This window comes from Streptomyces exfoliatus (assembly GCF_000725545.1).
GTDB lineage: Bacteria > Actinomycetota > Actinomycetes > Streptomycetales > Streptomycetaceae > Streptomyces > Streptomyces exfoliatus.
Genome location: NZ_JNZP01000020.1, coordinates 65,049 through 85,292, shown reverse-complemented (window position 1 = coordinate 85,292; position 20,244 = coordinate 65,049). Strand labels below are relative to the sequence as shown.

Sequence of the window (20,244 nt, the reverse complement as noted above, 5' to 3'; positions counted from 1 at the left end):
GAGAAACAACCCCCCATGAAGAACCCCACGAACGGTGGGCGCCGCGGGCGTCACCGCCGTCGCTGGACCGCGACAGGACTGCTGCTCGGAGCGCCCGCGCTCGTCGTGCCGTACCTCCTGTTCGTGCAGGACGACTCGCAGGCCGCGACGGTCGACACCGACGCCTATTACCGGCTGATCTCCGTACGCAGCGGCAAGGCCCTCGACGTCAACGCCTTCTCCACCGCCGACGGCACCCGCATCCAGCAGTGGACCGACCAGAACACCGCCAACCAGCAGTGGAAGCTGCGACCCGCCGGGAACGGCCACTACGAGCTGGTGAACCGCAACAGCGGCAAGGTGCTCGGCATAGCCGGCGGTTCGTCCGCCCCGGCGGCCTCCGCCGAGCAGCAGACCGACAGCTCCTCCCCCTCCCAGGAGTGGCGGATCGACGGTGTGAGCGGTTCCGACGCCGTCACCCTCACCTCGCGCGGGAGCGGCCAGGTCCTGGACGTCTCCGGCGGCTCCACCGCCGAGGGCGCGGGAGTCATCCAGTACCCCGGCAAGGGCAGCACCAACCAGCAGTGGAAGCTGGTGAGGACGGCCGAGTCCCAGACGGCCGGAACCGGACCGTACGCATGGAAGAACGCCCAGGTGGTGGGCGGCGGTTATGTCACAGGGCTGGTGTTCAACCCGCGCGCGAAGGGCCTGCTGTACGCCCGCACCGACATGGGCGGCGCCTACCGCTGGGACGTCGCGGCCGAGCAGTGGATCCCGCTGACCGACTGGGTCGGCGAGAAGGACTGGAACCTGCTGGGCATCGACGCGCTGGCCACCGACCCCGTCGACCCCGACCGGCTCTACCTCGCGGCGGGCACCTACACCAACAGCTGGGCGGGCAACGGCGCGCTCCTGCGCTCCACCGACCGCGGCCGCACCTTCCAGCGCACCGACCTGCCCTTCAAGCTGGGCGCCAACGAGGACGGCCGCGGGGCGGGCGAGCGGCTCGTGATCGACCCCGCGAACAACGGCACCCTGCTCCTCGGCACCCGTAAGAACGGGCTGTGGCGCAGCACGGACAGCGGTGCGACGTGGCGGCAGGTGTCCTCGTTCCCCGTCAAGGACGGTGCGGGCAGTGGTGCGGGCATCTCCTTCGTGACGTACGGCCCGGCCGGCAGCAGGACGATCTACGTCGGCGTCGCCGACAGGTCCACCTCCCTCTACCGCTCCACCGACGGCGGCAGCACCTGGCAGGCCGTCCCCGGCCAGCCCACGGGCCAGTTGCCGCAGCACGGCGTGCTCTCCGGTGACGGCTCGCTGTACCTGACGTACACAAACGCCCTCGGACCCAACGGCGTGACCGCGGGCTCGGTCTGGAAGCACACGCCGGCCGGCGGGACGTGGAAGGACATCACCCCGTCCCGCGGCTCGTACGGGTTCTCCGGCCTGGCCGTCGACCCGCGCAAGCCGTCCACGGTGATGGTGACCACCCTCGACCGCTGGTGGCCCGAGGACGAGATCTACCGCACCACCGACGGCGGCACGACCTGGAAGGCACTGGCGGACAAGTCGGTGCGGAACGCCTCCGCCGCTCCCTACGTCGGCACCCACACCGGGCACTGGATGACCGCCCTGGCCATCGACCCGTTCGACTCCGGGCACGTGCTGTACGGCACCGGCAACGGCATCTGGCGCAGCAAGGACGCCCACGCCACCGACGGCGGCGGCACCAGCCACTGGACCGCGGGGGCGCGGGGCCTTGAGGAGACCGCGCTGATGGACGCCATCGCCCCGCCCGGCGGTGCCACCGTCATCACCGCCATGGGCGACCAAGGCGGTTTCCGCCACGACGACCTGACCAAGGTCCCGGCCGGGCGGCTGGGCAATCCGATGATGACCAACAGCACGGACATCGATTTCGCCCAGTCCAACCCGTCGATGATGGTCCGCGTCGGCCGCGGCGGCGCGCAGGACGGCGCCTACTCCACCGACGGCGGCAGCAACTGGAGCGGCTTCCCGTCGGAGCCGGTGGGCGGCGCCGACAGCGGGCAGGTCGCGCTCTCCGCGGACGGCTCCGCCATCGTCTGGACCGAGGAGGGGCAGGCCCCGTACCGCTCGACCGACAAGGGGGCGAGCTGGTCGAGGGTCGGCGGACTGGGCACCGGCGCCGTGGTCGTCGCCGACCGCTCCTCGGCCAGGACCTTCTACTCCCTGGCCGGCGGCACGCTCCACGCCAGCACCGACGGCGGCGCGACCTTCACCGCACGCGCCACCGGCCTGCCCGCCGGCCGGCTCACGGCCGTCCCCGGCATCGCAGGGGACCTGTGGATCGCCGGCGGCGACAAGGGAGTGCTGCACTCCACGGACGGCGGCCGCACCTTCACCACGCTCACCACGGTGCGGTCCGCCTCCGCCCTCGGCTTCGGCAAGGCCGCGCCGGGCGCCTCCTACCAGGCCCTGTACCTGATCGGCACCGTCAAGGACGTCACGGGCGTCTTCCGCTCGACCGACAAGGGCGCCACCTGGATCCGCGTCAACGACGACGCCCACCAGTGGGGCAGCATCGGCGGCAGCGGCGTCGTCACCGGCGACCCCGACACCTACGGGCGCGTCTACATCGGCACCAACGGACGCGGCCTCCAGTACGGCGACCCGTCCTGACACCGACGCCCGAGCGGGGCCGCGGGCCGTTGTGCCCGCGGCCCCGCCACGGCCCGTGAGCATCACATGGCGTGGCAGATCCACCGCCGCAGCGCGACATGGGTGGTGTCGCCCAGTCGGCACAGGGCCTCGATGGCATCCATGTCGCCCGGCAGGGGTGCGATACCCGCGGTGGTGAGAGCGGCGTGCAGCTCCAGACGGCGCCGGTCGGCCGGCTCCAGACGATCGGCGGACGGACGGCCCGTCGGCTCCGGCGCGGTCAGCAGGTCGTCGCCGGGCTCCAGGACGCCCCAGACCGTCGACGTCCGCTCCGGCAGATCGTCGACGAGCGCGGCGGGAAAGCGGTACGGGTCGAGATCCCTCAGCGCCGCGGTGCCGGTGGTGAAAGCCTGAAAACCAGTCACGAATGCCTCCTCGGTCGTCGTGCCACTGCGCACAACGACTGCGGTCGGGGCATCGGCAGTTGCGGCACACGCCGCACTCCACCCGAATGTCCCCTACGGCATCTCGTCACAAGAGCGATCAACCAACCGGCAGGGCCCGCTGCGCGAGCGACCCGGGCCGCGGTGTGACTCAGGCGGTCCGCAGTGCTGGGCCGCGTCCTGTCGGCTCGGAGTGCCCCTGCGGGCCCGCGAGATCCTCGGCCGCCGCTCGGGGGTCTGAGGGCACTTACCGGGGCCGGACCGGCTCGCAGCTCGTGAGCTGGGCTTATCGTGGCGCCAGTCGGACCGGCGGGGTACCTGTGCGCCGAGGTGGGCGATCCGGGAGGGGTGGGGGATGACGGACGCGGGAGCGGCTGGGGCGGTGCGGGAACTGGAGGCGTATCGGGCAGAGTTGCTCCGGTACTGCTACCGGATGCTGGGGTCGCACGCCGAGGCCGAGGACGCCGTGCAGCAGGCCGTCGTCCGGGCCTGGCAGAACATCGAGCGGTTCGAGGGCCGGTCGTCCCTGCGGTCGTGGGTGTACCGGATCGCCACCAACGTGTGCCTGGACGCCCTCGCCGCCGGGAAGCGGCGGGCGCTGCCGATGGACCTGTCCGGGCCCGCGGACGGTGCCACGCCACCGGGCGCGCCGGCGGACGGCGTGCTGTGGATCGATCCCCTGCCCGGCGGTGATCCGGGGGCCGCGGTGACGGCCGCCGAGTCGGTGCGGCTGGCGTTCGTCGCCGCGCTCCAGCACCTGCCGCCCAAGCAACGGGCCACGCTGATCCTGCGGGACGTCCTGGGCTTCTCCGCCCGCGAGGTCGCCGACCTGCACGGCTCCACCGTCGCCTCCGTCAACAGCGCCCTGCAGCGGGCCCGCGCCACCCTGGCCGATCGCCGTGCGAGCATCGGCGGGCTCGGCTCCCCGGCGCCCGAGGGCGTCCGGCGGGTCCTCGCCGAGCGTTACGCCACGGCGTTCTCCCGGTACGACGTGGAGGAGCTGAACATGCTGCTCCACGTCGACGCCACCTTGTCCCTGCCGCCGTACGCGAAGTGGATGCGCGGGGTCGCCGACATCCGGTCGTGGCTGGCGGGACCGGCCGTCGGCTGCCGCGGATCGCGGCTCGTCCCGACCGTGGCGAACGGTTCGCCCGCCTTCGGCCAGTACCGGCCCTGTGCGGACGGGGCGGGTTACGAGCCCTGGGCTCTCCAGGTCGTCGAGTTCTCGGGTGACCGCATCGCGAGCGTCACCGCCTTCCGCGACACCGCGCGCCTCTTCCCGCTGTTCGACCTGCCGGACCGGCTGGGTTCGGATCGGCCGGGCGAGGGAGGCGAACCCGGCTTTCACGACTGATCACTTGTCGGATCCCGCGCCGGCCGACAGCCGGGCCGTCACCGCGCTCAGCCACAGCAGCCCGAGGCCGGCGCCGGCGGTGAACGCCAGGACCGAGGCGGCCGAGGCCATGAACCCGGCGAGTACGGCCACGGGTACGGCGCGGGACGCGACGGCCCAGCCCCGGAGGCCCCGGGCGGCGAGCGGACGGGCCAGGACGACGAGCGCGGCGCACAGGGCGAGGTAGCCGATCATGCCGCCGAACATGTGGACGGCGCCGTGCCCGCTCATCACGGTCTCCTCCGGCGCCCCGACGGGAAAGCCCGCACCGGCGTCGGCGGGGAAGGCCGCCGCGACCCAGAAGGAGACGCCGAACACGCCCACCAGGGCCGCCCCCCACGTCGCACCGGGGCCACCGCGCAGCACCCGCCGCAGCCCGGTCGCGCCGGCGATCAGCAGCGCACCGGTGAGCACGAAGCTCGCGGTCTGGATCCATCCCGCCGGACCGAGGGCGAGTTGGCTGATCGCGTTCCGGGTGAAGTCGAAGCCGTCGCGCGCGAAGCCCTGGGCGATTCCGACCGCCAGGAACAGCGGCCCCGCCACCACACCACCGGCGGCGGCCCACCGCGCCGCGGGGCGGGACGTCGGCGCGGTGGGGAGAGCGTTGTGGGGCGCGGAGAGCATGTCGGTCATGGCGGGCCTTCCTCGATGCGACGGTGTCACCCGTATGACCGACGGCGACCGGCGGAGTCATCGACCCCGCCGGTGTGCGCTGGACCACATGCCCTCTGGGGGTTCAGCGGGTCAGGGCGTCACGATCGGGAAGGCGGGATCGGGCTTCGTCACGTACGAGAACAGGCGGGTGAGGACCGCCGGGTCCCCCGTCGTGGCGATGCCGTCGAGGCCCTTGCCCGCGAGGACGCCCAGGAGCTGCGGCTTGGTGAGGGTGACGGTCACCCCGGCCGGGGTGCGCGGGTCCGTGACGACGCGGTGGGTGAGGGCCCCGTTGTGGAGGGTCAGGCGGTAGTGGCGCTGTTCGTCGGTGAGAACGAGGTCGACGGTGAGGTCCTCGTCCCAGGCCCGGGGGCCGCCGATCCGGATGGCAACGGAGTCGAGGAGCATGCCGGTCGTCAGCGCCACCGCCATCTCGGGGTTGGCACTGTCGAGGAGGGCGGCGTTCTCGCCGTGGCGCAGCTCCATGGCGGACGTCAGATAGAAGTTGCGCTGGCTCATCTCAACATCGCACCCACTTGGGCGCATTTCGGGATGATCGGCCCCCGCGAGCCGGGGCCGTTCCTCCCCCGCCGTCGGCGCGGCGTCCGGCCCCGGCGCCTCGTGAGCCCACGGGATCAGGCGGCCGGGCTCCGGTCGGTCGCGCGACCGGAGCGGCGGGCGGCCGCGGGGCGGGTGAGGGCCCGTCCGCCGAGGGCCGTCGCGAGCAGCCCCACCAGCAGACCGACGTAGGCGCCGCCCAGGCCGTTGCCGGTGCCGAGGCCACCGGACGCGGTGGCGGCGACGAGGCCGCCGAGGGCGACGGCGAGCAGCCCCGCCGCGAGCGCCGCGACGGCCCCGGTCCGCCAGGAGCGGCGCAGGGCCCGCCAGGCGAGGCCCACGCCGATCAGGCCGAGCACCGCGGCGATGCTCGCGCCCAGCCGCCCGGCGCTCACGTGGAGGACATCGGCGGCGAGCGGCTGGACCTCGGCGAGCGAGTAACGGTCGTGCATGACGTGCTCCTTCTCCTCCTGCGACGGAATGTCCCCCGAGCATGTCCGCCGCACCCCCCGCCGGTCGTCCGACGGACGCGGACTCTTCCGGCTGCCACGGCTGCGGCAGTCGCCGCGGAACTACCACGGACGCGGTAGTCGGCCCTCGTCCACGGGAGGGACTTGCCGGGGGCGGCCGCTTGGGTAGGTTGCGCCCATGAGCAGCACAGCGTCGCGGGGGTACGGAGTCGGGGGCGGGCTCAGGGCCGGGCTCAAGGCCGGTCTCAGGGGTGGGGTCAGGGGTGAGGCGCGCGCCGTCGTCACCGACGGGGTCATCGCCCTCGGGGTGGCCTCGGCGCTGCTGCTCACCGGCCTCTCCGGGGAGCACTCCCCCGCCGGCCTCCTCCCGCTCGGCCTGCTCGGTTACGTGCTCCTCGTCGCCGGCGGCCTCGTCCTCTTCGCGCGCCGCCGCGCCCCGGTCGCCGTCCTCGCCGTCACCGGCCTCTGCGGCGCGGGATACCAGGCGGCCGGCTTCGACGTCCCCGCCGTCGCGTTCCTGTTCGCGGTGTACGCGGCCGTACGGGCGGGCCACCGCACCCTCACGATCGCGGTCGGCGTCGCCATGCTCGCCGCGCTTCCCGTCGCCGCCCTGGTCTCGGGCCCGCACGACACGGCCGCGGCGTTCGCGCAGGCCAGGGGAGCCCTGGAGATCGCCTGGCTGATCGCCGCCGGTTCCGCGGGCGAGGCGCTGCGGCAGGCCGAGCGGCGGGCGGACGAGGCCGAGCGCACCCGGGAGGAGACCGCGCGGCGCCGCGCCGACGAGGAGCGGCTGCGCATCGCACGCGAGCTGCACGATTCGCTCACCCACCAGATCTCGGTGATCAAGGTGCAGGCCGAGGTCGCCGTGCACGTGGCCCGCAAGAGGGGTGAGGAGGTGCCGGAGGCGCTGCTCGCGATCCAGGCGGCGGGCCGCGAGGCGAGCCGGGAGCTGCGCGCGACCCTGGAGGCGCTGCGCGACGACGACACGGCCCCGCCGCGCGGGCTCGCCCACGTGCCGGAACTGGTGGAACGGGCCCGCGCCGGCGGCCTGGACGCGACCCTGTCGATCGAGGGCGGGCGGGACGACGTACCGGCGGCGGTCGACAGGACCGTCTACCGGATCGTCCAGGAGTCGCTCACCAACGTCGCCCGGCACGCGCACGCCGCGACGGCGTCCGTCACGATCGACCGGCGTGCGGACGCCCTCGCGATCCGCGTAGACGACGACGGCGGCGGCTCCGCCGGCTCGGCGTCCTCACCCGGCTCGGGGTCCTCTCCCGGCTCCGGGTCCTCGCCCGGCTTCGGCCTGCTCGGCATGCGCGAACGCGTCACCGCCCTCGGCGGCCGGCTGCGCGCCGAACCCCGCCCGGACGGCGGCTTCACGGTCGAGGCCGTGCTCCCCGTGGACCGTACGCCGTGATCCGCGTCGTACTGGTCGACGACCAGCCGCTGATCCGCAGCGGATTCCGCGTCCTCCTCGACCTGGAGGACGACATCGAGGTGGTGGCCGAGGCCGGTGACGGACAGGAGGGCATGGCCCTGATCCGGACCCACCTGCCCGACATCGCGCTCATCGACGTCCAGATGCCGGTGATGGACGGCATCGAGACGACCCGGCGCATCGCCGCGGACCCGGCCCTGGCCGGAGTGCACGTCGTGATCCTCACCAACTACGGCTTCGACGAGTACGTCTTCGACGCGCTGCGCGCCGGCGCGACCGGATTCCTCGTCAAGGACATCGTCCCGGAGGACTTCCTCCACGCGGTCCGGGTCGCCGCGCGCGGCGACGCCCTGCTCGCCCCCTCGATCACCCGCAAGCTGATCAGCCGGTACGTCGCCCAGCCGCCCCTCGACGCCCGCCCCCGCGACGGGCTCGAGGAGCTGACCAACCGGGAACGCGAGGCCGTGGCCCTCGTGGCGCAGGGCCTGTCCAACGACCAGATCGCCGACCGGATGGTGATCAGCCCGACGACCGCGAAGACCCACGTCAACCGGGCCATGACCAAACTCGACGCCCGGGACCGGGCCCAACTCGTGATCCTGGCCTACGAGTCGGGCCTGGTGGTCCCGCGTACCTCCTGAGCCCGGGGTCAGGACTTCGTCCCTCGGCCGGTCACCGCCATGCCGAGGGCCAGCAGGCTCAGGCCGAACATCACCACGCCCAGCGGGACATGGAGCGACGGTACGTGGGCGATGCCGAGCACCACCTGCACCGAGGCCAGTACGAGGAAGCCGGACGCGTACAGGATGGGGCGGGGCGACCCGCCCCCCGGCCGCCACGCCAGGACCGCGGCGAGCACGTACAGCATCGAGGCCCCGTACATCACGCGCGATCCGACGTCGTGCAGCATCGCGCCGAGCGACGAGGACAGCAGCATCCCGGCCGTGGCCGCCTGGAAGAGGAGGGACAGGGTCTGCAGGGCGAGCGCGACCCGGAGGAACGTCCAGCTTCCCCGGACTCCGGTCGTCGCCGCGGAGGTCGCTCCGGTCGTCGCTGTGTTCGTCGTGGTGTTCGTCGTGGTGGTCGTCGTGGTGTTCCTCGGTATGGCCACGGTGTGGTCCCCCTCTTCTGCCTCTCGGCGGTGGGTCGGTACTGTCTCGGTGATCCGACGACGCAGGGCCTCGAAACGTCAGGCGCGGCACGGACGAGGCGAACCAGGAGGCGGTCGCGACCATGGGCAGCGGGCCCGACCTGAGCGCGGTCCTCGACGAGCGGCGCCGGCTGATCAACGTCGCCTACCGGCTGCTCGGTTCGCTGGCCGAGGCCGAGGACGCCGTCCAGGAGACGTACGCCCGGTGGTTCGCGCTGTCGCGGCGGCAGCAGGAGGCCATCGCGTCGCCGGGCGCCTGGCTGACGACGGTCGCAGGCCGCATCTGCCTCGACGTGCTCGGTTCGGCGCGCGTGCGGCGCGAGCGCTACGTGGGCTCGTGGCTGCCCGAGCCGCTGCCCGACCGCGACGAGTGGCTCGGCGGGCGCGCGGACGGCGGCAGGGCCGGGTCGACCGACCCCGCCGACCAGGTCACCCTGGACGAGTCGGTGAACATGGCCTTCCTGGTCGTCCTGGAGTCGATGACGCCGGCCGAGCGCGTGGCGTTCGTCCTGCACGACGTCTTCCGGTACCCCTTCGCGGAGATCGCGGAGATCGTCGGCCGCACTCCCGCCGCCTGCCGTCAGCTGGCGTCCTCGGCCCGCCGGCGCGGGGGTGCGGGGGCCGCGCGGGTTCCCGCGGTCCGGACGACCGGACAAGCGGCCGGACAGTCGGCAGGGCAGGCGGGGCACGCGGGGCAGGCCGTGCTCGTGCGGCGGTTCAAGGAGGCGTGGGAGGCCAGGGACATCAAGGCCCTCGTCGGGCTCCTCGACCCCGACGCCACGATGGTCTCCGACGGCGGCGGCATGGTCGGCACCGTCCTCCGCCCGGTCGAGGGCGGCGCGGACATCGCCCAGTACCTGATCCACATCGCCGACAAGGCCCCCGGCCTCAGGCTGCTCGAGCGGACGGTCAACGGCGTGCCCGGCCTGGTCGCCCAGTACCGCGGCGTCACGGTGACCGTGGCGGCGTTCGGCCTCGCCGCCGACCGCGACGGCCGTGCCGACCGCGTCGACCGCATCTGGGCCGTCCGCAACCCGGAGAAGCTCGGCCCGTGGACGTGGACCGAGGACTGACCCGGGCGGCGCACCTCCGCTTCCCGCGCTCTTCCTCCTACCCTCGGCACATGACCGACGACAACGAGATCCAGCTCAAGGCCATCGCCGCCCTCACGGCTCTGCGCGGGGGCGTCGGGACGGACTACGTCTCCGAACTGCTCGGCGAGGTCATCCCCACCCGCTTCCTCGTTCCCGACAGCGACGACCCGACGGAGGTCGGCCTGGCCGTGCTGAGCCAGCTGTCCGAACCGCTCAGCGCCCTGATCAACGGCTTCGTACTGGCCTTCGAGACGGTCTCGGAGGCGTACGACCGGACGGAGCCCGACACGCCCACCGACGCGATCCTGCAGGCGCTCGCCCTCGGCATCGCACGGGACGACTCCGAGTGATCCGGCCGGAACAGGGAGCATCGACTGGCTCCGCCGCCATCTCGGCCCCGGCCACCGCGTCCACGAGATCGAGAGCCGGTGCCGCACGCCGATGCACATCGACACGACGTTCCTGCCGCTCGCGCCCGCCAAGGTGCTGGTCAATCCCGAGCCGATCCCGTGCGACCTGCGGCACTACGCCCCGTTCGGCGGCTCCTTCCACTGCGCGACGCTCGACGTCCGGCGCCGGGGCACGCTCCAGTCGTACGTCGACCGGCTTCTCCGCGGGGTACCGGTGGGAAAATGCTCCATGATCTACCACGTCGTGACCTCCGCCGAGTGGGCCGGATGGGACGCCCGCCCCGACGCGCCGTACGCGCCCGCCTCCCTGGCGGAGGACGGCTTCGTCCACTGCTCCCCCGACGAGAAGACCACCCTGGCCGTCGTCAACGCCTACCTCCGGAGCGCGCCGAGGCCCCTCCTCGTCCTGCTCCTCGCCGAGGAGCGGCTGACGTCACGGCTCGCGTTCGAGTCGGCGGCTCCGACACCACCGCCCGGGGTCGACGAGGACGTCCTGTTCCCGCACCTGTACGGTCCGGTCGACCGTGAGGCCGTCGACCGGACCCTGGAGGTCGTATGGGACGAGGACGGCCGCGCGACGGGCCTGAAGAACCGGAGCTGAAGCGACCGGAGACGAAGCGACCGGAGACGAAGCGACAGAGCCGGTGACGGAGCCGGTGACGGAGCGGCGTTGACGGCGCGCCAGCCGCCCTGCGTCCTCCGTCGTCGGCGGCTCGTCCACCGGAGATCTGACCGCGTCGTGGGGACCTGCGCGGAGCGGCCTCCCTGGACCACGGGGGCCACACACCCCGCGCCGATGTCAGGAATCGAGAAGCGGGGGTACCGGGGCCCAACTAACTTGTCGACATGGACATCACCATTCACACCACCGTTCTGCCGCACGACGACCCGGACGCCTCCCTCGCCTTCTACCGCGACGCCCTCGGCTTCGAGGTGCGCGGCGACGTCGGGCAGGGCAGGACCCGGTGGATCACCGTCGGACCCGTCGGACAGCCCGGTACGTCGATCCTGCTCGCGCCGCCCGGTGCCGACCCGGGGATCACCGAGGCCGAGCGGCGCACCATCGCCGAGATGATGGCCAAGGGCACCTACGGCTGGATCCTGCTCGCCACCCCTGACCTCGACGGGACCTTCGAGAAGGTGCAGGCGGCGGACGTCGAGGTCGTACAGGAGCCGACGGAGCAGCCGTACGGCGTCCGCGACTGCGCCTTCCGGGACCCGGCGGGCAACCTCGTCCGCATCCAGGAGCTGCGCACCCCGTAGCTGCCGTCCCCGGTAGCCACGTACCCGGTAGCTCCGTACCCGGTAGCCGCGTACCCGGTAGCTCCGTACCCCCAGCTCCGTACTCCCGCAGCTCCGTACCCCCGCGTCCAGCAGCTCTGCTGAAAGGGTTCTGCTCATGTGTCATCCTGCGTGGATGAGCGCACTGAACGAGGCGCAGCGCCTCGGTGATCTCGCCCGGTTGCGCCGGGTCCGTGACCGGATGGACCGGGAGTACGCGCAGCCGCTGGACGTCGAGGCGCTCGCCCGCGGCGTCCACATGTCGGCCGGGCACCTCAGCCGCCAGTTCCGGCAGGCCTACGGCGAATCGCCGTACTCCTACCTCATGACGCGGCGCATCGAGCGCGCGATGGCCCTGCTGCACCGCGAGGAGCTCAGCGTCACGGACGTCTGCTTCATGGTGGGCTGTTCCTCCCTCGGCACCTTCAGCACCCGGTTCGCCGAGCTCGTCGGCGTGCCGCCCAGCGTCTACCGGCGGCAGGCCGCGGACGGCGAGGCCGGCCTGCCGTCGTGCGTGGCGAAGCAGGTGACGCGGCCCGTCAGGAATCGAGAAGCACCCGTGCGGGCCCCCCGCATAGCGTGAATCCCATGAACGCCATCGCATCCGTCACCCTCGAGGTGGCCGACCTCCCGGCCGCCGACCGCTTCTACACCGCCTCCGGCCTCGGCGCCCATGTGCGCCTGCGGGCCTCGGACGCGCCGAGCACCGGTTTCCGCGGGTTCACGCTGTCGCTCACGGTGTCCCAGCCGGCCGACGTCCGGCAGATCACCGAAGCCGCCGTCGCCGCCGGGGCCACGGTCCTCAAGCCCGCGACCAAGTCCTTCTGGGGTTACGGCGGCGTCCTCCGGGCCCCGGACGGGACCATCTGGAAGGTCGCCACCTCGGCGAAGAAGGACACCGGCCCGGCCACCGGCCACGTCGACCAGTTCGTCCTGCTCCTGGGGGCCACGGACGTCGCCGAGACGAAGGCGTTCTACGTCGCGCACGGCCTCACCGTCGGGAAGAGCTTCGGGCGCAAGTACGTCGAGTTCACCGCCGGTGACAGCCCCGTCAAGCTCGCCCTGTACGGGCGGCGCGCCCTCGCCAAGGACGCCGGCGTCCCCGTCGACGGCGACGGGTCCCACCGGATCGTGCTCGGCGGCGTCGGCACCGGTGCCTTCACCGACCCGGACGGGTTCGCCTGGGAAGCCGCTCCGGTGTCCGCCACCGCCTGACCCGGGGCGCGCCGCCTGACCCCCGGCGGCACGGCACCTTCGAGGAGGGCCGCCCCGCTCGAGGGAATACCCGTGTCGCCCCGTGTGAATTCGGGGCGACACGGGTGAAAATTTGTCATGTAAACACACGGGATGCGGACGGGCGAAATCCTGTACCCGGCAGACCCCGCGACACCGTGCTACTGTCGATATCAGTTGCAGTTGTGGGTCCCGAACGACGAGTGCCCCTTCCGGTTTTCCGGCGCTGGGCACCCTTTTTCATTTCCGGGCTTTTTCCGGGCGGGGCGATCATCGCAGCGACACGGAGCGCGCACGGCGTGCGCTCCGAGCACTGCCCCGAAGGAGAAAAAAGATGGCTACTGGCACCGTGAAGTGGTTCAACTCGGAAAAGGGCTTCGGCTTCATCGAGCAGGACGGTGGCGGCCCCGACGTCTTCGCCCACTACTCGAACATCGCCGCCCAGGGCTTCCGTGAGCTGCAGGAAGGCCAGAAGGTGAGCTTCGACATCGCCCAGGGCCAGAAGGGCCCGACGGCCGAGAACATCGTCCCCGCCTGACACCCCGGCGGCGCTGACGCGTAGCACGAGCTGACGAGCTGAGGCCCGCACCTTTGGGGTGCGGGTCTCAGTTCTTTGTACCCCCATCGGTTGCGGGAATTTCCTGCCCGGCCCCCTTCTGGACCACTTCTCCGCAGGAGTCACCATGCGCTGTGTCATCGCCCGCTTCCCGTTCGAGCTGACCAAAGCCGGCGTGCTCGAATCGATGAAGGGCGTCAAGCCGGAGCCGGCCGTCGGTGACGTCGTCGTCATCGGACGCCGCCAGTTCCCCGTGAAGCAGGTGGGCGAGGTCGTCACCCGCCAGGACCGCCGCGACTTCAGCGCCGGCGAGGTCGTGCGCGCGATGACGAAGCTCGGCTTCACCTGCCTCACCGTCCCCGCCGAGCAGCCCTCCGACACCACCTTCTGAGGGCACGGCCTTCCGAGGCTCGGCCCTCCGAGGGTTGGGCGTCCGAGGGCCGGCCCGGCTCCTCGGACACCTCAGTCGGAGTAGCGGAAGTCGCCCACCGTCCAGGCGCTGACGTCCGAGAGGGCGACCCGGTACATGCCGCCGGTCTCCGGGATGCCCACCGTCCCCTGCAGGATGCGGGCGAGGTGGAAGTGCAGGTGGGTGGGTGGTCCCTCCTTGCGTCCGGAGGGGCTGAAGATTCCGGAGAACTCGCCCAGTCGGGACGAATCCGTCAGGACTTCCGACACGCGCTGTCTCCACAGGGCTTCCGGGGCCAGCCGTCCGGTGAGGACCGCACCCCCCACGACCACTGTCAGGGACATCTGATTGCTCTGCCCGGACTCCACCGTGGCGGCAATGTCAACGAGCAGCTCGTCAGGCTTCGACATGGAAGCCGATTCTAGGCGCCACGCCGACCGGCGGCCGAAACGCGTCCTTCGTGCGCGCTAGAGCGGTGCCGATTCGTCCGCAGGGAACGCCGGGCCGTGGCCGGGGACGATCACGTCGGCCGTGCCGAGGACGCGCAGGCGGGACTCCTTCAGGACCGTGTGGTCCGGGGCCACCGGGTCCTCCACCGGGCCGTTCGGCCGCCACCAGAGGTCCCCGACGAAGGCGACGACGCCGCCCTCCGTACCCGCGAGGAGCGTGATGTCCTCAGGGCTGTGGCCGGGGGTGCGGATCAGCCGCAGGGACGGGGCCAGCTCGTGGCCCTCGGCGTCGCGGTCGGTCCACTGGTCGTTCTCGTAGATCGCCTTGTGGTCGTGGACCCGGGCCCGTCCGAAGAGGCCGACGTTCATGGTGTTGTCCGGGTGGTGGTGACTGAGCACCACGTCGGTGATGTCGTCGGGGCCGAGACCGAGCGCGGCGAGCGGGCCGAGGATCCGGTCCCGGCTCGCCACCATGCCGGGGTCGACGATCACGTGCCGGTCGCCGTCCCGCACGTAGGAGACGGTGGCGGCGACCCCGGGACCGGTGGAGAGCGTGTAGCCGGTGGTCAGGATCGTGTACGTGGCGGTGCGGCCGCCCGGTGCGTCGTCGTGGTGTGTCATGCCCCCAAGTCTTCTGCGCGGCACGGCCCTTCACGAGTGGCCGTCCTGCCATTGATCGCGGGAATCGTGCCACGGGGCCCGCACCGCGTCGGCCCCGCGTGCCAGACTCGCCCCCATGCCGCCGCCCTTCGTGACCGTCGCCGCCTACGCCCCGCACGGGGTCGGCATGCTCGGCGCCGGCATCGTCTCCGAGGTGTTCGACGCGCGCGGCGGGGACCTGCCCCGCTTCGACTTCGCGCTCTGCACCGACCGGCCGGGGAACGTCCGCACCGACGTCGGACTGCCGCTGGTCGTCGAGCACGGTCTCGACCGGCTGGCCACGGCCGACCTGGTGATCGCCCTGCCCTGGGCGGAGTTCCGCACGCCCCCGGGGCCCGCCGTCCTCGACGCGCTGACCGCCGCGCACGCGCGCGGTGCCCTGGTCGCCGCCCACTGCGTCGGCGCGTTCGCGCTCGCCGCGGCCGGACTCCTCGACGGGCGGCGCGCCACCACGCACTGGCGGTTCGCCGGGCTCCTCGCCGAACGCCACCCGGACGTCACCGTCGAACCCGACGCCCTCTACGTCGACCAGGGCCCCATCGTCACGGGCGCGGGCGCCGCCGCCGGCTTCGACCTGTGCCTGCACCTGCTGCGCCGGGAGTACGGGGCCACCACGGCCAACGCCATCGCGCGAGACCTGGTGCTCCCCTCCCACCGCGACGGCGGACAGGCCCAGTACCTGGCCACCCCCGTCCCCGAGGACAGCCGGGACGAGCGCCTCACCGACGTCCTCGCCTGGGCCCGGGAGAACCTCCACGAACCGCTCCCCGTCGCCGAGCTGGCCCGCCGGGCCCTGATGAGCCGGCGCTCCTTCGCCCGCCGGTTCGCCGCCTCCACGGGCACCACCCCGCACGCCTGGCTGCTCTCCCTGCGCCTCGGCCGCGCCGAGGAGCTCCTGGAGACCACGGACCTCCCCGTCGAGGAGGTCGCCCGCGCGGTGGGCTTCGGCAGCGCGGCGGTGCTGCGCGCCCAGTTCGTACGCCGCCGGGGCGTCCCGCCCCGCTCCTACCGCCGCTCCTTCACCCGTACGCCCACCCCCTGAGAGGCCCGCGGACACCCTGGGCAGGACCACCGGGCGTACGCGATCATGCCGACATGAAGCTGCGCTGCGCCGTACTCGACGACTACCAGGGCGTCGCCCTCGCCTCCGGCGACTGGGGCTCGCTGGCGGGGCGTGTGGACGTCCGCGTCCTGCGCGAGCACCTGACCGACCGGGACACGCTGATCGCCGCCGTACAGGACTGCGAGATCCTCGTCGTCATGCGGGAGCGGACCCCCGTCGACGCGGCGCTCCTCGACCGGCTGCCCCGGCTCCGGCTCCTCGTCACCTCCGGGATGCGCAACGCCTCCGTCGACGTCGCCGCCGCACGCGCGCGCGGGGTCACCGTCTGCGGCACCGCCAGCAGCCCCGCGCCGCCCACCGAACTCACCTGGGCGCTCCTCCTCGGCCTCGCCCGGCACGTCCCGGCCGAGGCCCGGGCCCTGCGGGAGGGCGGGCCCTGGCAGTCCACCGTCGGCGCCGACCTGGCCGGCCGGACCCTCGGGCTCGTCGGCCTCGGCAAGATCGGCGCCCGGGTGGCCGCGATCGGCCTCGCCTTCGGCATGCACGTGCGCGCGTGGAGCCCGAATCTGACCGAGGAGCGGGCGGCCGAGCACGGCGTACGGCTCGCGCGCGACAAGCGGGAACTGCTCGCCGGGAGCGACTTCGTCTCGCTCCACATGGTGCTCTCCGACCGCACCCGGGGCCTGCTCGGGGAGCCCGAGCTGCGCGCCATGCGCCCGCACGCGTACCTCGTCAACACCTCACGGGCCGGTCTCGTCGACGGCGACGCGCTCCTTCGCGCCCTGCGGGAGGGGTGGATCGCGGGGGCCGGACTCGACGTCTACGAGACCGAGCCGCTGCCCGCCGACGACCCCTTGCGGTCCCTGCCCAACGTCCTCGCCCTTCCGCACCTCGGGTACGTCACGGAGGGCAACTACGCCCGCTACTTCGGGCAGGCGGTCGAGGACATCGACGCCTTCCTGAAGGGCGCCCCGGTGCGCGAGCTGGGCTGACCAGGCCCTATAGGGCCTGCCTTTCGGATCATGCCGGGCTCGCGGGGCCTGACCCCAAAGACAGGCCCTAGTCCAGGCTCGTACGCGCCAGGGCGAGGAACTCCTCGTCCGTCAGGCCCAGTTCCCGGGCCTCCGTCGCCGCCTCGCGCAGCCGGGAGACGAGGCGGGCGCGGTCGGGGGCGGTGGCGCCGGGGACGATGACGGCGCCGCGGCCCCTGCGGAGTTCGATCAGGCCCTCCTCGCGGAGCCGCTGGTAGCCGCGGAGCACGGTGTGGACGTTGACGCCGAGGGAGTCGGCGAGTTCCCGGGCGGCCGGAAGGCGCTCGCCGGGCGCGGCGGAGCCGTCGGCGAGGGCGCCCCTGACACAGGCGGCGATCTGGTCGCCGAGCGGGACGGCGGAGGCCGGGTCGACACGGAAGAGCACGGTCAGACCCTCCCATGCCGCTCGGCGAGCGTGTTGAGGAGGGCGGCCGCGGTGGCCGCGTCGGGCACGGTGACCGCGAACTCGCGGCCGCTCCCCCGCCGTACGACGAGGGTCTCGCCGGTGTGAAGCACCACGCCGGTCCTGTCGGCCCTGACCCGGTAGCCCCAGCCGCCGAAGTCGCGGAGCACGGCCGCGGTGTCCAGTTCCCTGACCGTCGCGCCCGCGACCTCGTCGAGCGGGACCCGGACGCGGGGCCGGGGGACGAGGGAGGGCCGGACGGTGACGCCGCGCCGGTCCACGGTGACCCGGACGCGGGCGAGGGCCAGGCCCGGCACCGCGATGACCAGGCCGAGCAGGGCGAACAGGGCGCCGGGCCAGGGCGCGAGGAGCAGACCGGCCGGGACCGCGGCGAGGGCGAGCGCCGAGAGGACGGTCAGCGGGCGGGAGGCGGTGGCCCTGGACCAGCCGGCGACCTCGCTCGCCCCGAGTGTGAGCCTCGGGCCTTCGGTGGCGCCGGGCCGGGCGGCGGGCTCGTCCGCGGGAACGAGGGAGGCGAGGGCCCAGCCGACGAGGGCGAACACGGCGGCGGCCGCGGCCGCGAGGGCCAGGCCGGTGAGCGGGGAGACGACCTGGGCGGGGTCGGTGGCGTCGAGGTTGGCCCGGAGGAGGAGGACGAACAGGGCTCCGACGAGACCGGCCGTCGACCACGCGCCCCAGAGGGCGGCACGGCGGACCAGGACCGTCCAGCCGGTGCCGAGGCCGACGAGCAGGCCGACGCCGAGGACGGCGAACGCGGTGCGCCCGGTGAAGCCGTCGGCGCGGCCGCCGTCGCCCACGGCGAAGTGGGTGGCGAGGGTGTCGGGGAGCCGGTCGGACCAGAGGGAGAGCAGCAGCAGGTACGTGGCGAGGGCGAGGACGAAGGGCAGCGCGGCGAGGGCGCGGAGACGGGGTGCGGCGAGGGGGCCGACGGGGTGCGTGGCACGGGTCATGGAAACCTCCGTTGTTCGCACCAGGATAGAACAACTTGTTCGTACTCTGCTAGAACAACTCCATTCCTTCTCGGGATGCGGGCGCTGATCTTCGACGGTTCACTGGTCCACATCCGCACGAATGGGGAGATACGCGCGCGCCGTCGGCCCGCCACCGTCACCGTCACCGCCACCGTCACCGCCTTCGCCGCCTTCACCGCCTTCGCCGCCGTCACCCTCCTCACCGCCGCGCTCACCACCGGCTGCGGCGTCGACCCCGACCACCCCGACCTGTCCGGACGTCGACGGCCTCCCCGTACGTCTCCGCCGTGGCCGCGCTCCTGCACCAGCAGGGCCTGGAACCGGCGGCCGTCATGCGGGCGATCCGCGACTCGGCCTCGAACCCGCAGAACCTCCCCAAGCTGGGCCTCGGGAACGTCGACGCGGCGGCGGCCGTGAAGGCTGCCGCCGAGAAGGACCGGACGCTGTCGCTAGTTGCCGCCGGCGTCCAGGGCGGCCCGCAGCGCCTCCGCGAACTCCGCCGGGGCGCCGTGCTGGCCGAACTCGCCGCCCAGGAAGCCGCCGTGGTGGCTCGGGAAGACGGCGAGCGGGGTGCCGAGTCCCTCGGCGACGGCGGCCGCCGCGCGGGCGGCGAACTCGCCCTCGGACTCCTTCCCCGCGGCGACGACGATACGGGTCGGCGCGGCGCGCAGGGCGGTGAAGTCGGGGCGGTAGGAGGTGCAGCCGCGCATGTTCTGGCCGAGCAGCGGGTCGCCGCGGGAGCCGTCGTCCTCGGCCGGCAGGCCGAACGCGGCCGGGGACGGCGCGGGCTCCTCCGCCCAGTTCGCCGGGAACAGGCCCTTCCGGCTCGTCAGCGCGAGGAACTTGGCCATCGCGGGCCCCCAGCCGTCCCGCAGATAGGTCGCGTGCACGTCCGCGCAGACCCCGAGCACGGCCTCCCGGTCCGGGACGACCTGCGCGGTCGGCGGCTCGTGCGCGACGAGGGTGTGCACCAGGTCGCCGCGCCGGGCCACCAGGGCGAGGGCGTTGACGGCGCCGCCGCTGCTCGCGAAGACGTCCACGGGGCCGGCGCCGAGCGCCTCGATCAGCCGGACCAGGTCGTCGGCGTGTTCCTCGGGGAGCGTCTCCGCCGCGCCGTCGGTGCGCTCGCTGCGGCCCACTCCGCGCGGGTCGTAGGTGACGACGGTCCGGTCGGCGAAGTGGGAGGCGAGCGTGGCGAAGCCGGTCGCGTCCATGGGGGAGCCGATGAGCAACAGGGGGATTCGTGTTGCGGTGCCGGTTCCGGTGCCGGTTTCGGTGCCGGTTTCGGTTCCGGTTTCGGTTCCGGGGCGTACGTCGTAGCGGAGGGTGGCTCCGGCGGTGTCCAGGGTGCGGGTCTCGGTCTCGGCCATGGGTCTCTCCTCGATGGTGGGACGGTCTAGGGGTAGACCTCCGCCACCGCGGGAACTCATCGGTCGCGCACCGGGGGAACGTCTACTCGGCACCGCCGCATTCATGGTCGGCGGCGTCGACCACGACCCGGTCGAGGAGGCTGCGGAGGAGCGCCTGCTCGGCCTCCGTCAGGTCGCCGAAGAGTTCCCGCTCCGCCTCGCCGACGGCGGCGTCGACGCGGCCGAGGACCGCGGCGCCCGCCTCCGTGATCTCCACGATGTGGCGGCGGCGGTCGGCCGGGTCACGGCGCCGCTCGGCAAGCCCCTCGGACTCCAACTCGTTCAGCACGGCGACGAGTTGGCTGGGGTCGATCTCCATGGCGGCAGCCAGTTCCCGCTGGCTCATGGCCCCGGGGGCGAGCCGCATCAGCGTCATCACGTTCCTCGGGTGGAGTCCGGCCACACCCAGGGCCGCACGGATGCGCGCACCGGTGAGTTCCCCGCGGAAGGAGAGGAGGAAGCCGAGGCGGTCGGTCGAGGGAGCTGCCATGCGTCCACCGTAGCAGCGGCCCTATTGTGGAGCGAT

The 20,244-nt window shown here is 73.2% G+C and carries 25 protein-coding genes and 1 pseudogene; 15 read left to right on the top strand and 11 right to left on the bottom strand.

The features are described from left to right. Positions 1-15 precede the first annotated feature (15 nt). Positions 16-2,640, top strand: a complete 2,625-nt coding sequence (locus IO20_RS0124185; protein ID WP_030553221.1) for an RICIN domain-containing protein — start codon at positions 16-18, stop codon at positions 2,638-2,640. A gap of 62 nt (positions 2,641-2,702) precedes the next feature. Here the strand turns inward: IO20_RS0124185 and IO20_RS0124180 are convergent, their stop codons facing one another. Next, complete coding sequence (locus tag IO20_RS0124180; protein WP_030553223.1) at positions 2,703-3,044, bottom strand: hypothetical protein; 342 nt, start codon at positions 3,042-3,044, stop codon at positions 2,703-2,705. A 373-nt stretch (positions 3,045-3,417) separates the two neighbouring features. Between IO20_RS0124180 and IO20_RS0124175 the strand changes: the two genes are divergently transcribed. Then, positions 3,418-4,416 (top strand): sigma-70 family RNA polymerase sigma factor, encoded by a 999-nt coding sequence (locus tag IO20_RS0124175; protein ID WP_037636163.1) that lies wholly within the window; start codon positions 3,418-3,420, stop codon positions 4,414-4,416. Here the strand turns inward: IO20_RS0124175 and IO20_RS0124170 are convergent, their stop codons facing one another. From IO20_RS0124170 to IO20_RS36835, 3 genes are all read right to left on the bottom strand, one after another. Then, positions 4,417-5,088: a DUF998 domain-containing protein gene (locus tag IO20_RS0124170; RefSeq protein ID WP_030553227.1), complete on the bottom strand. Its 672-nt coding sequence runs from the start codon at positions 5,086-5,088 to the stop codon at positions 4,417-4,419. Between the two features lie 111 nt (positions 5,089-5,199). Further along, the gene (locus IO20_RS0124165) at positions 5,200-5,628 is read right to left on the bottom strand and encodes an alkyl sulfatase C-terminal domain-containing protein (protein WP_030553229.1); all 429 of its coding nucleotides are present in this window, start codon (positions 5,626-5,628) and stop codon (positions 5,200-5,202) included. A 116-nt stretch (positions 5,629-5,744) separates the two neighbouring features. Continuing rightward, positions 5,745-6,119 (bottom strand): DUF6223 family protein, encoded by a 375-nt coding sequence (locus tag IO20_RS36835; RefSeq protein ID WP_037636162.1) that lies wholly within the window; start codon positions 6,117-6,119, stop codon positions 5,745-5,747. A 196-nt stretch (positions 6,120-6,315) separates the two neighbouring features. On the opposite strand from IO20_RS36835, the gene IO20_RS0124155 reads away from it, so the two are divergent. Together IO20_RS0124155 and IO20_RS0124150 are read left to right on the top strand one after the other, a co-directional pair. Further along, on the top strand, positions 6,316-7,557 hold the full coding sequence (locus IO20_RS0124155; RefSeq protein WP_078946121.1) for a sensor histidine kinase: 1,242 nt from the start codon (positions 6,316-6,318) through the stop codon (positions 7,555-7,557). Then, the gene (locus IO20_RS0124150) at positions 7,554-8,219 is read left to right on the top strand and encodes a response regulator (protein ID WP_030553235.1); all 666 of its coding nucleotides are present in this window, start codon (positions 7,554-7,556) and stop codon (positions 8,217-8,219) included. The genes IO20_RS0124155 and IO20_RS0124150 overlap by 4 nt, the downstream gene beginning before the upstream one ends. A gap of 8 nt (positions 8,220-8,227) precedes the next feature. Here IO20_RS0124150 and IO20_RS0124145 read toward each other — a convergent pair whose 3' ends face one another. Continuing rightward, positions 8,228-8,557: a hypothetical protein gene (locus tag IO20_RS0124145; protein ID WP_051874626.1), complete on the bottom strand. Its 330-nt coding sequence runs from the start codon at positions 8,555-8,557 to the stop codon at positions 8,228-8,230. Positions 8,558-8,811: 254 nt separating this feature from the next. On the opposite strand from IO20_RS0124145, the gene IO20_RS0124140 reads away from it, so the two are divergent. The 9 genes and pseudogenes from IO20_RS0124140 to IO20_RS0124105 all read left to right on the top strand — a co-directional run bounded on the left by IO20_RS0124140 (position 8,812) and on the right by IO20_RS0124105 (position 13,693). Continuing rightward, entirely contained in the window at positions 8,812-9,801 is a 990-nt protein-coding gene (locus tag IO20_RS0124140) for a sigma-70 family RNA polymerase sigma factor (RefSeq protein WP_030553239.1), read from the top strand. Between the two features lie 50 nt (positions 9,802-9,851). Then, entirely contained in the window at positions 9,852-10,172 is a 321-nt protein-coding gene (locus IO20_RS0124135) for a hypothetical protein (RefSeq protein ID WP_157850799.1), read from the top strand. Further along, positions 10,162-10,425 (top strand): annotated as a pseudogene (locus IO20_RS38795) (amidinotransferase); the annotation flags it as partial. The gene IO20_RS0124135 and the pseudogene IO20_RS38795, both read left to right, overlap by 11 nt. Positions 10,426-10,461: 36 nt before the next feature. Beyond that, complete coding sequence (locus tag IO20_RS0124130) at positions 10,462-10,833, top strand: DUF952 domain-containing protein (protein ID WP_030553243.1); 372 nt, start codon at positions 10,462-10,464, stop codon at positions 10,831-10,833. A 245-nt stretch (positions 10,834-11,078) separates the two neighbouring features. After that, positions 11,079-11,495, top strand: coding sequence for a VOC family protein (locus IO20_RS0124125; protein ID WP_030553245.1), 417 nt, complete (start codon positions 11,079-11,081; stop codon positions 11,493-11,495). Positions 11,496-11,649: 154 nt separating this feature from the next. Continuing rightward, positions 11,650-12,096, top strand: a complete 447-nt coding sequence (locus IO20_RS0124120) for a helix-turn-helix transcriptional regulator (protein ID WP_030553246.1) — start codon at positions 11,650-11,652, stop codon at positions 12,094-12,096. A gap of 5 nt (positions 12,097-12,101) precedes the next feature. Then, positions 12,102-12,728 (top strand): VOC family protein, encoded by a 627-nt coding sequence (locus IO20_RS0124115; protein WP_030553248.1) that lies wholly within the window; start codon positions 12,102-12,104, stop codon positions 12,726-12,728. Between the two features lie 352 nt (positions 12,729-13,080). Beyond that, on the top strand, positions 13,081-13,284 hold the full coding sequence (locus IO20_RS0124110) for a cold-shock protein (RefSeq protein WP_030210008.1): 204 nt from the start codon (positions 13,081-13,083) through the stop codon (positions 13,282-13,284). Positions 13,285-13,429: 145 nt separating this feature from the next. Continuing rightward, positions 13,430-13,693 carry an SCO5918 family protein gene (locus tag IO20_RS0124105; RefSeq protein ID WP_030210011.1) on the top strand — a complete coding sequence of 88 codons (264 nt, stop codon included), beginning with the start codon at positions 13,430-13,432 and terminating at the stop codon, positions 13,691-13,693. A 71-nt stretch (positions 13,694-13,764) separates the two neighbouring features. Here IO20_RS0124105 and IO20_RS0124100 read toward each other — a convergent pair whose 3' ends face one another. Further along, entirely contained in the window at positions 13,765-14,121 is a 357-nt protein-coding gene (locus IO20_RS0124100; protein ID WP_030553251.1) for a hypothetical protein, read from the bottom strand. 57 nt (positions 14,122-14,178) lie between these two features. Continuing rightward, complete coding sequence (locus tag IO20_RS0124095; protein WP_030553253.1) at positions 14,179-14,781, bottom strand: MBL fold metallo-hydrolase; 603 nt, start codon at positions 14,779-14,781, stop codon at positions 14,179-14,181. A 115-nt stretch (positions 14,782-14,896) separates the two neighbouring features. On the opposite strand from IO20_RS0124095, the gene IO20_RS0124090 reads away from it, so the two are divergent. Then, a complete protein-coding gene (locus IO20_RS0124090) occupies positions 14,897-15,862 on the top strand; it encodes a GlxA family transcriptional regulator (RefSeq protein WP_030553254.1) in 966 nt (321 codons plus the stop codon). Positions 15,863-15,915: 53 nt separating this feature from the next. Further along, positions 15,916-16,875 (top strand): D-2-hydroxyacid dehydrogenase family protein, encoded by a 960-nt coding sequence (locus tag IO20_RS0124085; RefSeq protein WP_030553257.1) that lies wholly within the window; start codon positions 15,916-15,918, stop codon positions 16,873-16,875. A 67-nt stretch (positions 16,876-16,942) separates the two neighbouring features. On the opposite strand, the gene IO20_RS0124080 is transcribed toward IO20_RS0124085, so the two are convergent. The 4 genes from IO20_RS0124080 to IO20_RS0124065 all read right to left on the bottom strand — a co-directional run bounded on the left by IO20_RS0124080 (position 16,943) and on the right by IO20_RS0124065 (position 20,208). Continuing rightward, on the bottom strand, positions 16,943-17,299 hold the full coding sequence (locus tag IO20_RS0124080; RefSeq protein ID WP_030210029.1) for a GntR family transcriptional regulator: 357 nt from the start codon (positions 17,297-17,299) through the stop codon (positions 16,943-16,945). Between the two features lie 2 nt (positions 17,300-17,301). Beyond that, on the bottom strand, positions 17,302-18,288 hold the full coding sequence (locus IO20_RS0124075; protein WP_030553259.1) for a hypothetical protein: 987 nt from the start codon (positions 18,286-18,288) through the stop codon (positions 17,302-17,304). Positions 18,289-18,758: 470 nt separating this feature from the next. Next, positions 18,759-19,679, bottom strand: coding sequence for an alpha/beta hydrolase (locus tag IO20_RS0124070; RefSeq protein ID WP_030553261.1), 921 nt, complete (start codon positions 19,677-19,679; stop codon positions 18,759-18,761). Between the two features lie 82 nt (positions 19,680-19,761). Further along, positions 19,762-20,208 (bottom strand): MarR family winged helix-turn-helix transcriptional regulator, encoded by a 447-nt coding sequence (locus tag IO20_RS0124065; RefSeq protein ID WP_030553263.1) that lies wholly within the window; start codon positions 20,206-20,208, stop codon positions 19,762-19,764. Positions 20,209-20,244: the final 36 nt, after the last annotated feature.

Coding starts and splice junctions, on each gene's coding strand:
- IO20_RS0124185 (WP_030553221.1), top strand. CDS start 16: ATGAAGAACCCCACGAACGGTGGGCGCCGCGGGCGTCACCGCCGTCGC.
- IO20_RS0124175 (WP_037636163.1), top strand. CDS start 3,418: ATGACGGACGCGGGAGCGGCTGGGGCGGTGCGGGAACTGGAGGCGTAT.
- IO20_RS0124170 (WP_030553227.1), bottom strand. CDS start 5,088: ATGACCGACATGCTCTCCGCGCCCCACAACGCTCTCCCCACCGCGCCG.
- IO20_RS0124165 (WP_030553229.1), bottom strand. CDS start 5,628: ATGAGCCAGCGCAACTTCTATCTGACGTCCGCCATGGAGCTGCGCCAC.
- IO20_RS36835 (WP_037636162.1), bottom strand. CDS start 6,119: ATGCACGACCGTTACTCGCTCGCCGAGGTCCAGCCGCTCGCCGCCGAT.
- IO20_RS0124155 (WP_078946121.1), top strand. CDS start 6,316: ATGAGCAGCACAGCGTCGCGGGGGTACGGAGTCGGGGGCGGGCTCAGG.
- IO20_RS0124140 (WP_030553239.1), top strand. CDS start 8,812: ATGGGCAGCGGGCCCGACCTGAGCGCGGTCCTCGACGAGCGGCGCCGG.
- IO20_RS0124135 (WP_157850799.1), top strand. CDS start 9,852: ATGACCGACGACAACGAGATCCAGCTCAAGGCCATCGCCGCCCTCACG.
- IO20_RS0124130 (WP_030553243.1), top strand. CDS start 10,462: ATGATCTACCACGTCGTGACCTCCGCCGAGTGGGCCGGATGGGACGCC.
- IO20_RS0124125 (WP_030553245.1), top strand. CDS start 11,079: ATGGACATCACCATTCACACCACCGTTCTGCCGCACGACGACCCGGAC.
- IO20_RS0124120 (WP_030553246.1), top strand. CDS start 11,650: ATGAGCGCACTGAACGAGGCGCAGCGCCTCGGTGATCTCGCCCGGTTG.
- IO20_RS0124115 (WP_030553248.1), top strand. CDS start 12,102: ATGAACGCCATCGCATCCGTCACCCTCGAGGTGGCCGACCTCCCGGCC.
- IO20_RS0124110 (WP_030210008.1), top strand. CDS start 13,081: ATGGCTACTGGCACCGTGAAGTGGTTCAACTCGGAAAAGGGCTTCGGC.
- IO20_RS0124105 (WP_030210011.1), top strand. CDS start 13,430: ATGCGCTGTGTCATCGCCCGCTTCCCGTTCGAGCTGACCAAAGCCGGC.
- IO20_RS0124100 (WP_030553251.1), bottom strand. CDS start 14,121: ATGTCGAAGCCTGACGAGCTGCTCGTTGACATTGCCGCCACGGTGGAG.
- IO20_RS0124095 (WP_030553253.1), bottom strand. CDS start 14,781: ATGACACACCACGACGACGCACCGGGCGGCCGCACCGCCACGTACACG.
- IO20_RS0124090 (WP_030553254.1), top strand. CDS start 14,897: ATGCCGCCGCCCTTCGTGACCGTCGCCGCCTACGCCCCGCACGGGGTC.
- IO20_RS0124085 (WP_030553257.1), top strand. CDS start 15,916: ATGAAGCTGCGCTGCGCCGTACTCGACGACTACCAGGGCGTCGCCCTC.
- IO20_RS0124075 (WP_030553259.1), bottom strand. CDS start 18,288: ATGACCCGTGCCACGCACCCCGTCGGCCCCCTCGCCGCACCCCGTCTC.
- IO20_RS0124070 (WP_030553261.1), bottom strand. CDS start 19,679: ATGGCCGAGACCGAGACCCGCACCCTGGACACCGCCGGAGCCACCCTC.
- IO20_RS0124065 (WP_030553263.1), bottom strand. CDS start 20,208: ATGGCAGCTCCCTCGACCGACCGCCTCGGCTTCCTCCTCTCCTTCCGC.